The following is a 10918-nucleotide window of genomic DNA, read 5'->3' on the forward strand; positions in this document are numbered from 1 at the left end:
GGCGAAACTAAAACCGCCCGTTTTACGGGCGGATAGTTATTTGGTGCGCCAGGCATGGCGACTATCTAGGCTGGTGAAAGTCCACTGTGGGGGATACATATCAACCAACCACTAGAGAACCGCAAAGTGTTTATCGTGAGGTGAAGGCTGAAGGAAGCGTGTATCAAAATCTTGGCTCGACGAACAGAAATCTGATACCAAGGCTCTGTAGACGGACAAGGCTCCCAAACAAGCCAAAGTCCAAAAGATGTGCGTGATGAGCCGCGTCGAGCTCCAGCGCCCAGAAACGAGGCGAATTCACGAATCGCCCTAAGCTAAGTCATCATCGACTCGCAAGCTCACCGTGATTTCTTTATCTCCATTAACTCGCTCCAGTCGCTACGTTTCTAATCGGGCGCTAGCGCTTGTGTTCTTTTTGTTTATTTGTTCATCGCATGGAAAGCATGAAGTAGTAAATACTAAAAAGATCTATTAAATGTAGCTGAATGTAAATTTAATGTTAAATATACCTTTTAAACCTTTACAAAAAGTTTATATATAATTAATATTGGTATGGTGTGACAAGATTCAACATGAATGGAAGGGTAGGTATAAATTTTGGAAATTGATGTTCAAAAACTGATATTTGAATTTATCGGCGGACTGGGTATTTTCCTTCTTGGTATAAAGTTTATGGGAGAAGGGTTACAAAAGTCAGCAGGGGATCGTCTTAGAGATATACTGGATCGCTTTACAAGTAACCCATTTATGGGGGTATTAGCTGGTATTATCGTTACGGTTTTAATTCAAAGTAGCTCTGGTACTACTGTCTTAACAGTCGGTCTAGTAAACGCAGGCTTTATGACGTTAAGACAAGCAATTGGTGTAATTATGGGTGCTAATATAGGTACAACAGTTACTGCATTTATAATAGGTATTGATATTGGTGCTTATGCGCTACCGATCATTGCTGTAGGGTGTTTTCTATTATTTTTCTTTAAAAGTCAGAAAGTTAATGCAGTTGGACAAGCAATCTTTGGATTTGGTGCATTATTCTTTGGATTAGAATTAATGAGTAGTGGTATGAAGCCATTGCGTACACTAGAAGCATTTCATGAATTAACCGTTAATATGAGTGAAAACCCAGTTCTTGGTGTAGTTATCGGTACTGTCTTTACCGTTGTTGTACAGAGTTCAAGTGCCACAATAGGTATTTTACAAGGTCTATTTGCTGAAGGAGCAATAGAACTAAAGGCAGCCATACCCGTTCTTTTTGGAGATAACTTAGGAACGACAATAACTGCAGTGCTAGCATCTCTAGGTGCAACTGTTGCTGCAAAACGAGCAGCGTATACTCATGTAATCTTTAATTTAGTTGGAGCTACCATCTTTTTACTCCTACTTGGAGTTTTTACGCAAATTGTTACGTTTTTACAAGGACAGTTTAACTTGAACCCGGAGATGACAATTGCGTTTGCTCATGGGACCTTTAATATTACAAATACGATCATTCAATTTCCATTTATAGGCGCTTTAGCTTGGTTAGTTACTAGGATTATTCCAGGTGAAGATACAATTGTAGAGTATAAACCACAACACTTAGATCCGATATTTATTCAGCAATCATCGACCTTGGCATTAGATCAGGCGAAAGCAGAAGTGATTCGCATGGGTGAATATGCTTATAAAGGCTTAGAAGAAACAAATAAATATTTAAATACACAACTTTCTAAGCATTCCGAAATGGCTATGCAAATAGAAGGGGCTTTAAATAATCTGGACCGAAAAATAACAGATTATCTTGTAGAACTATCGGCAGAATCACTTACGGAAATAGAAAGTGCGAAACATTCCGCACTCCTTGACTCCGTTCGAGATATCGAAAGAATAGGCGATCATTTTGAAAATATTGTCGAATTAATTGATTATAAAATGTCTAATAAAGTTCAATTAACCAATCATGCTCAGGAAGATCTAAATGAAATGTTTGAATTAACAACGTCAACAGTAAAACAAGCCGTTGAATCTCTCCAAAGTATGGACAGAGAAGAGGCACTAGCTGTGATTCAAAAAGAAGATAAAATTGATAAAATGGAAAGGAATTTCCGAAAGAAACATATCATTCGTATGAATGAAGGTAAATGTACTGGATCAGCTGGAATTGTTTTTGTTGATATCATTAGCAATTTAGAGCGAATTGGAGACCATGCGGTTAACATTGCTGAAGAAGTATTAGGTGAATAATAATAACGTATGTTTAGTTTAACAACTGTCGGAAATGCTTTCTGACAGTTGTTTTTTATACTAAGTAGAAGTTAGCTATCTCAAATTCAAATGAACTGCAAGAGCTACGTCATTGTCGTTTGCGGAAAAGAAAATCTGTGTGAACAAGCATTATTCAACCGGAACTTGAAGAAAGCCGTTCACTTATCCATGGTGAGTTAAGTGAAGGGGAGTTATTTCGTGAAGTTCTGTTAGGAAAATTCTGTAGAAAAACGGGTGACTTCCGGCCCCTGTAGTATGGTTTTCAAGAGGTGACTCAGCGTTACGTCTGCTCACACAAACACAGGAGTTACTTTACAAGTTATAAGGTAGTATTTACTAATTAATAAAGGAATTAAAATTAAAATTTTCTAACTTTAAATTTTGTATTGAAAAACCTTTGATAAGATGCTATAGTAAATATTGTCGTTTTAACAGCGATACATACATAAGAAATTGCGATTATGATTTTTTGAAAAAAATATTGACAGATGTTGTTGAACATGGTAAATTATATCTTGTTGCTATAATTCGTTGAAAGTAGTCACGATAACATTCCACAGTAGCTCAGTGGTAGAGCTATCGGCTGTTAACCGATCGGTCGTAGGTTCGAATCCTACCTGTGGAGCCAATTTGGCGGTGTAGCTCAGCTGGCGAGAGCGTACGGTTCATACCCGTGAGGTCGGGGGTTCGATCCCCTCCGCCGCCACCATAATATAACAATTAATCTGAAGCATGGCGGTCGTGGCGAAGTGGTTAACGCACCGGATTGTGGCTCCGGCATTCGTGGGTTCGATCCCCACCGGTCGCCCCATAAACAATTTTAAAATGAGAAGGACCCTTAGCTCAGTTGGTCAGAGCTATCGGCTCATAACCGATCGGTCGCAGGTTCGAGTCCTGCAGGGTCCACCATAAAATTATTTGGAGGTATACCCAAGTCTGGCTGAAGGGAGCGGTCTTGAAAACCGCCAGGGGTGTAACAGCCCGCGGGGGTTCGAATCCCTCTACCTCCTCCATACATATTTAGAGTAGATTTAGGCTCGGTAGCTCAGTCGGTAGAGCAAGGGACTGAAAATCCCTGTGTCGGCGGTTCGATTCCGTCCCGAGCCACCATTCAAACAAGCGGTGGCTTGTTTTTTTATTTTCTCAAGAAAATAACGCTTTTTATAATTTGGTAAAAAAATGCATGCATATAATTTGCATCAGTATAGTAGCTTTGATAATCTTGCTTTAAAAGGGTGAATATTCGATCCTTTTTAATAAAATAATTTTATTAGGAGGAAGTTATAATGGCAAAATTTGAATTACCTGAACTACCTTATGCTTACGATGCACTAGAACCTACTATTGATAAAGAAACCATGAACATTCACCATACAAAGCATCATAATACGTATGTAACGAAACTAAACGGTGCTTTAGAAGGACATGCTGATCTTCAGAATAAATCTGTTGAAGAGCTAATAAGTAATCTAGATGCTGTTCCGGAAAGCGCGCGGACTGCCGTACGTAATAATGGTGGCGGCCATGCAAACCATAGTCTGTTCTGGAAAGTATTATCACCTAATGGTGGTGGCGAACCAACTGGTGAGCTTGCTGATAAAATTAATGAAAAGTTTGGCAGCTTTGATAAATTCAAAGAAGAATTTGCTAATGCTGCAGCAGGACGCTTCGGATCAGGTTGGGCATGGTTAGTTTTAAATAATGAAGAATTAGAAATAATGAGTACACCTAATCAAGACTCGCCGATAATGGAAGGGAAAAAACCTTTATTAGGTCTTGATGTTTGGGAGCACGCTTACTATCTTAAATATCAAAATAAACGCCCAGATTACATTTCAGCTTTCTGGAATGTTATTAATTGGGATCAAGTAACGAAAAACTATAATGAAGCGAAATAACAAAAATAATTGAATAGAAAAGGCATGTGGGGGGATTCGATTCCTTCATATGCCTTTTTTTATCTATAATTGTCAAGAAATGATGAATGTAAGCTTAATGAATAGATTGTTATATCCTTATCTTTAATTAAGGCTTCTTTGCATATCTGTTACTCATTTGTTCAAACTATTAATGACTTGAAAAGGAGTATGGAATATGCGAAAAAGCCTATCACTTTATCAGGGGAAATTAGACATTGATAAGGATTTATTGTTTTTACTTGTTATTGGTGGACTATATTCTTTAGGGATATTTTTATCCAATACATTTGTAAATATATACTTGTGGAAGCAATCAGGGGATTATATAACCATTGCTGTATATAATTTAGCCATTTATATTTTTCAACCATTGACGTTTATTGTGGCTGGAAAATTAGCTAAGAAAGTGGATCGAGTTATTGTATTACGTTTAGGGGTAATTTTTTTATCTCTCTTTTTTTTGAGTGTATTAATTATTGCTGAAAAAGCATCGTACTATAATTTTATGCTAGGTAGTCTTCTTGGTATTGGTTATGGTTTCTATTGGCTAGCATTTAATGTACTTACATTCGAGATTACTGAGCCAGAGACTAGGGACTTTTTTAATGGATTTTTAGGAGTGCTTCAATCCTTTGGTGGAATGATTGGACCGTTATTAGCTGGGACTATTATTGCTAATTTGGAAGCAAATATCGGATATACAACAATTTTTACGATTTCTTTTATTTTGTTCATTTGCGCAGTTATCTGTAGTTTCTTTTTGGCAAGGAGAAAGGCAGAAGGAAGCTTTTATTTTCGACGGGTATTAGCTGAACGATCACATAACAAAAATTGGAATCGTATATTAAATGCACATATTTTTCAAGGATTAAGAGAAGGGATATTTGCCTTTGTTATCTCCATATGGGTGTTTTTGATTACACAAAGTGAATTTTCATTAGGGATGTTCAATCTAGTGTTCTCTGGTTTATCCTTTGTTTTTTATTTTATTGGGACGAAAGTTATCAAGCCTTCCATGAGAAAAAAAGCTATCCTTATCGGGAGTCTTATCCTGTATTTCTCTATTACAATTATTATTTTTGAGATTAGCTATGCACAGCTAATTATATATGCAATTTGCATTGGGATCGCTTACCCAATCATTACTATACCATATGTCTCTTTAACCTATGATGTAATAGGAAAAGCATGGAAGGCAAAAGAGTTACGTGTGGAGTATATCGTTGTCAGAGAAATGTTTGTCAATATCGGAAGAATTACTTCCATTTCTGTTTTTTTAATTGCTGTTTCTATTTTTCCAGCTGAAAAGGCAATCCCATATATATTAGCCGTTTTTGGTGCTGGGCATATTTTTATCTATTTATTCGTCAAGAACATCTACTTAGGAAGTAAGCCAAAAAAAGAAGTATTAATTAAAGAGCAATTAACAGACGAAAAAAATAGATAAATGGATGAAAATAAAGAGGGATAAATGGTATAATGAATAAGGTTTAAAATAAATCTAATTTCGTATGGGGGAGAGATAATGGGGAATAAGAAAAAAAAGAAAAAAACGCAACTTCCCTTCCGAATTAACATATTATTTTTTGTTGTGTTTCTAATGTTTACAGTGCTTATTTTACAATTAGGAGTTGTACAGATTTTAAACGGTGAAGCATTTCAGGAAGAAATTGATCGAACGGTAAAGGATACAACAAAGATACCCGTTCCTAGAGGTAAAATATATGATAGTAACCATAATGTTATTGTAGATAATAAACCATTGTATTCGATCACGTATACACCTGCAAAAGGAACGCAGGCAGAAGATCGATTAGCAGTTGCTGAAAAATTGTCGAAGTATATTTCTATGGATGATGAAAAAAAATACCTTGATAAATTAACAGAGCGCAATAAAAAAGAGTATTGGTACTTAAAAAATAAGGAAGAAGCTGACAATCGCTTATCTGAAAAAGAAGCAGCAGATTTAGATAATGCTGAACAGTATAATACCATTCTAGATCGAATTACAAAAGATGAAATCTCCGGTTTTTCGAAACAGGAGCTTGAAGTAATTGCAATTAAAAAAGAATTAGATAAAGCATATTCGCTTACGCCGCAAATAGTTAAAAATGACGATGTCACCGCAGAGGAATATGCTAAAGTTTCGGAGCACTTGGATGTTCTACCTGGAGTTAATGCAACGACTGACTGGAATAGGGACTATCCTTTTGGTGAGACGATCAACAGCTTACTAGGTACTATTACAACACAAGAGCAAGGGATCTTGGCAGAAAAAGAGCAATATTACCTAACAAGAGGTTATAGCCGTAATGATCGGGTTGGAAAGAGCGGACTTGAGGAATATTATGAGGACGTATTACGAGGAACAAAGGAACAAATTCAGTACACGACTACTAAATCAGGTGAAGTTGTTGGAACAGAAACGGTCGTTGAGGGTAGCCGAGGTAAGGATTTAGTTTTATCTATCGACATGGAATTTCAGGAAGAAGTGGATAAAATAGTACGAGAGGAATTAAAAGCAGCCGTTCAGAGCCATCCCTATGACAATAAATATTTAAAGGATGCACTTGCCGTTGTTATGAATCCACAAACAGGTGAATTATTAGCGGTTAGTGGACAAACCAGAGATGGAAATGAATACAGTAACGCTGCATACAAGACGTTGTATGATGCGCATCGCCCTGGTTCTATTGTAAAGGGTGCAACTGTACTTGCAGGCTTAGAATCAGGCGTGATCTCACCTGGACAAAGATTTAATGACAGTCCGATAAAAATTTCAGGTACCCCGAAAAAAGGTTCCTACAGCAGCAGTATTGGGGTAGTCGATGATCAGGATGCGTTGAAACGCTCGTCCAACGTCTACATGTTTTATATCGCATTAAAAATGGGGGGAGAGAATCGCTATCCCTTCCCAAATGGAAATAAAGCGTCGTTTAATACAGAAGCTTGGCAGAAAATGCGTAACTATTTCCAGCAATTTGGTTTAGGCGTGAAGACTGGTATTGATTTTCCTTATGAAAGTGTTGGCTTTGAAGGGGATTCGATGAATCGAGCAGGACTTTTAATGGACTTTGCTATTGGGCAGTATGATACGTATACCACGATGCAATTAGCTCAATATGTATCGACGATTGCAAATGATGGCTATCGAGTTCGACCGCATTTTCTAAAGGAAATTCGTGAGCCAAGTAAATCAGATAAGGATCTTGGATCCATCTATCGTAGTGAGAACACGGATATCTTGAACCGTGTTCAGATGGATCAATCCTATATAGATCGTGTGCAGGAAGGTTTTCGGAGAGTGTTCCAGGAGCCAGGAGGAACTGGTTATAAATACTACCATAGTAAAGATTATAATGCTGTAGGAAAGACTGGTACGGCGCAAAATGAAGTGTATAAAGATGGCAAAAAGTTAGCGGAGACAGAAAATCTATCTCTTGTCGGTTATGCACCATATGACGAGCCAGAGATCGCATTTGCAATTATAGCACCAGATACAGGCAAGGGTAACTCCTATAAGATTAATCATATGATTGGAACTCGGATTTTAGATGCATATTTTGATTTGAAGGAAGAGCGAGACAAAGAAAAGAATGAAGAAAAAGAATAAAGTATTACGAAAAGTACAAGTCTCCGTAGACTTGTACTTTTTACACTCTAGGAAATTAGAGGAAATTAACAGTCCATATGTATAAATGTGGGCATGTTGTGCGGTGTCCAGCTCCAACGCTGAGAAACGGTGGCGACTTCACGAATCGCCTTACGATATAAAGTCATCATCTGTTCGTAAGCTTACCGTGATTCCTTTATCTCCGTTGAATCGCTCCATTCGCTACGTTTTTAAATGGGCGCTTGCGTTTTGTTCTCCCGCATATAACTGTCAGTAAGCCCCTAGTTTAAGCAATAAAGTAAACCCAATATGGATAAGTCGTGGATCTATTGCTAGTACATGTCCGATTGGTTCAAAGGCCATTAGGTCAGACCCTTGTGGTACTAGCAATCAGTGGGGGATAAAACAAAAATCCCAAACTGATTGAAGTTTCACTTTATAAAATTTTACATGTAATTAACATTAAATCAATAGCCATTTCATACCTGTCTGTTAAAGTATAGATAAGCAATAGCTAGATTAGATAGGAGGGAAAAGCCAGATGAATACACGTGGACAATTTCATCATGAAATAGAGGAGATTAATCAAGATATCATACAAGTGGCTAAATTAACAGAAAAAGCGTTGAATAATGCCCTGAATTCCTTATATGAACAAGATATAACCTTAGCAAACCAAGTAATTGAAGATGATAAAGAAATAGATAAAAAGGAAATAGATATTAATGATAAAGTTATCTTACTTATCGCCAAACAACAGCCAGTAGCAACGGATCTTAGAAGATTAATTACCGCATTAAAAATTGTGACGGATTTAGAACGAATGGCTGATAACGCGAAAAATATTGCCCGTTCAGCAATTCGTTTAGGAGAAAACGGGGAGACATTATTACCACACGGTTTAGCAAACATGCAAACATATATCATAGAAATGTTGCAGATAGCAATGGAGTCATTTTCCAATGAAGATATCATCTTAGCGGCACAATTATCAGAAATGGATGATAGGGTAGATAAACAGAACAAATTAATCATTAGTGAGCTTCTAGGAGAAACTGCTACAAAACCAGATAAAATTCAATATATTATGCAAGTTGCCTTTTGTGCACGATATTTAGAAAGGTATGCTGATCATATTACCAACATTGGTGAAAGCATTTTATATTTAGTTAAAGGAGAGAATTTTAATTTAAATTAAAAGAGGCTGGTACAAAACATAACTTCTTTACTCAAAATACGAATAATCATATTATCAATAGGAGATCATCGCCGCACCGTGAAACTATACTCGTTTTCCGCGGGCACGGCCTCAGCTAACTTGGTAAAGAAAAACACGTTACCAAGTGGATCTTCGGACTCGTGCTGTTCCCGCCGGAGTCTCGCTTATTTCAGGTGCTAAATGAATGATTCTGATCAATAAACGAACGATAATTAGTTTCCAACCAATCATCGTTCGTTTTTAATTGCTTCTTCATTCTTTTGTCTCAGTCTCTTTTTAAATACGTTAGTGGCTAATCGAGAATGTTAGTTAGCCACTTATTTAATCGTGCATTCCTTACTATTATTTAGTGATTGCCTCTGCTATTTGATATGGACCCATATCTGTATTTAATTTATACTTACCGATTTGCACGCGTTGACTATAGTCATTTTCTTCTAAGTAATCGCTAAATTCAGAAGCATCTTTAATTAATTTGTTCTCTTCTAATAAGGAACTTATTTCAGATGAGGCCATCCCTTCTTTTATATGTAAGGTATACGTTTTGGGACCTTCCTCTTTTTCCGGTGATTCCTTTGCTTGTTCTTTCTTCTGTTCTTGATTTTCTTCTTTGGTGTTTTCTTTTTCAGCTTTCTCCGTATTATTGGAATCTTGTTTTTTAGCTGCATCTTCTTGCTCTGTAGTCTTAGCAGATTGATCATTTTGTGTAGTAGTAGAAGTATTTTCATTCGGTGGAGTTTTCGCAGCTTTTTCTGGATTATCATTGACAGATAAAGCAACGTACTCTGAATTGGATAAGACATGATATCCTTTATCTTTGACTAGAGAAATCAATTCTTTCTCAGAAATACCTTCAACAGTCTTTGTATCGCCCTTAAATAATAGATAAGTGGCTAACATAATAATCCCTGCTGTAAGAAGACCAATTGCAAATACTCGTACAGGTTGTTTCATTGTTTTCTCCTTTAATCCCTTTATTTATTTTCCAAATCTTGTGCGAACTCTTCTGTAAGCAATTCCTCTTCCAGGATTTTTATTTTCTTTTTCATTTGATATGTATCCTGCATCGTAGTAATGGAGAACTGCTCTAATTGACTCTCTACTTCTTCCATACGATCATTTAAGAAATAGGACAATGTTAGTAGAACTAGTCCAATCACAATGATGGTAATGATTGCATAGACCATGTAAATACCTCCTTCTTATTCATTATTAGTTATAACATAAATGAGTAGCTAAAAGCCATTACCAATTAAATTTTTTCGACAAAATTAATAGAATAGTCCCGATTTTTGCTGAATTAAAGCAGATTAACAGGTCCTAAGAAATGAAAATAGAAATGGAAATGTGAGTACAACGACCTGGTGTATAATTTGCTGTTTAAACGATTACACTACTTATTACGTGATAATAAAGAATTTTGGAAGGAGTTACAGCAATGGGTGAATTCAGTCATTTTCGATTTGGCCAAAAAGCACCAAATAATGGTGTATATATCGAAATCGGTGAAACGGGGAGCAGTGTCACGGATCCTAAAATAATAAAATTAAAAGCGGGAGAAAAATTCCCGCAAACAACAAATCATAATCGAGTTTGGACATATGATAAAAACTAGAAGAAATAAGTGAGATACCTCCTGATTTTGGATTTCGGGAGGTATTTTTACATGAATAAAAGCATTTCATTAAGTGCATCTATGAAAAAAGAAGAAAGAAATGAATTTTTAATATAAAGAAAATCCGAATATATAAAGTAATATTCGGGAAGTCATTCGAAATTTCTTCGTTCACTTTTTGGAGAAATAGAATGGGACGGATTGCTCGTTTATCTTTGTAAGTTAAGAAAGTATAAATTCAGTGCAATGACTGCGTTAAGCCAAGTAGTTATTTTGAAATGTTTGATGTATATTGGCAATGCTCCGAC

The 10918-nt window shown here is 36.5% G+C and carries 8 protein-coding genes and 6 tRNA genes; 12 read left to right on the forward strand and 2 right to left on the reverse strand.

Features of this window, described 5'->3' with window-relative positions; all coding sequences use genetic code 11:
- Positions 1-597 precede the first annotated feature (597 nt).
- The 11 genes from ABDZ84_RS19090 (at position 598) to phoU (ending at position 8974) form a co-directional block, all read left to right on the forward strand.
- A complete protein-coding gene (locus ABDZ84_RS19090; RefSeq protein WP_026681162.1) occupies positions 598-2223 on the forward strand; it encodes a Na/Pi cotransporter family protein in 1626 nt (541 codons plus the stop codon).
- A gap of 574 nt (positions 2224-2797) precedes the next feature.
- Positions 2798-2872 (forward strand) — tRNA-Asn (locus tag ABDZ84_RS19095).
- A 4-nt stretch (positions 2873-2876) separates the two neighbouring features.
- Positions 2877-2953: transfer RNA gene (locus ABDZ84_RS19100), tRNA-Met, on the forward strand.
- A 26-nt stretch (positions 2954-2979) separates the two neighbouring features.
- Positions 2980-3055 (forward strand) — tRNA-His (locus ABDZ84_RS19105).
- Between the two features lie 21 nt (positions 3056-3076).
- Positions 3077-3153: transfer RNA gene (locus ABDZ84_RS19110), tRNA-Ile, on the forward strand.
- An 11-nt stretch (positions 3154-3164) separates the two neighbouring features.
- Positions 3165-3257: transfer RNA gene (locus ABDZ84_RS19115), tRNA-Ser, on the forward strand.
- Between the two features lie 21 nt (positions 3258-3278).
- Positions 3279-3354: transfer RNA gene (locus tag ABDZ84_RS19120), tRNA-Phe, on the forward strand.
- Between the two features lie 176 nt (positions 3355-3530).
- Positions 3531-4142, forward strand: a complete 612-nt coding sequence (locus ABDZ84_RS19125; protein WP_026681161.1) for a superoxide dismutase — start codon at positions 3531-3533, stop codon at positions 4140-4142.
- 196 nt (positions 4143-4338) lie between these two features.
- On the forward strand, positions 4339-5610 hold the full coding sequence (locus tag ABDZ84_RS19130; protein ID WP_166530586.1) for an MFS transporter: 1272 nt from the start codon (positions 4339-4341) through the stop codon (positions 5608-5610).
- Positions 5611-5688: 78 nt separating this feature from the next.
- Positions 5689-7776, forward strand: a complete 2088-nt coding sequence (locus ABDZ84_RS19135; RefSeq protein WP_034678963.1) for a peptidoglycan D,D-transpeptidase FtsI family protein — start codon at positions 5689-5691, stop codon at positions 7774-7776.
- Between the two features lie 541 nt (positions 7777-8317).
- Complete coding sequence (gene phoU, locus ABDZ84_RS19140; RefSeq protein ID WP_026681158.1) at positions 8318-8974, forward strand: phosphate signaling complex protein PhoU; 657 nt, start codon at positions 8318-8320, stop codon at positions 8972-8974.
- 363 nt (positions 8975-9337) lie between these two features.
- On the opposite strand, the gene ABDZ84_RS19145 is transcribed toward phoU, so the two are convergent.
- Positions 9338-9949, reverse strand: a complete 612-nt coding sequence (locus tag ABDZ84_RS19145) for an endolytic transglycosylase MltG (protein ID WP_034678961.1) — start codon at positions 9947-9949, stop codon at positions 9338-9340.
- Between the two features lie 20 nt (positions 9950-9969).
- On the reverse strand, positions 9970-10182 hold the full coding sequence (locus ABDZ84_RS19150; protein ID WP_034678959.1) for a hypothetical protein: 213 nt from the start codon (positions 10180-10182) through the stop codon (positions 9970-9972).
- A 251-nt stretch (positions 10183-10433) separates the two neighbouring features.
- Here ABDZ84_RS19150 and ABDZ84_RS19155 point away from each other — a divergent pair, with 251 nt between their 5' ends.
- Positions 10434-10610 carry a YjzC family protein gene (locus tag ABDZ84_RS19155; protein ID WP_080668671.1) on the forward strand — a complete coding sequence of 59 codons (177 nt, stop codon included), beginning with the start codon at positions 10434-10436 and terminating at the stop codon, positions 10608-10610.
- Positions 10611-10918: the final 308 nt, after the last annotated feature.

Origin of the sequence: Virgibacillus salarius (assembly GCF_039521925.1) — a bacterium.
GTDB lineage: Bacteria > Bacillota > Bacilli > Bacillales > Amphibacillaceae > Virgibacillus > Virgibacillus salarius.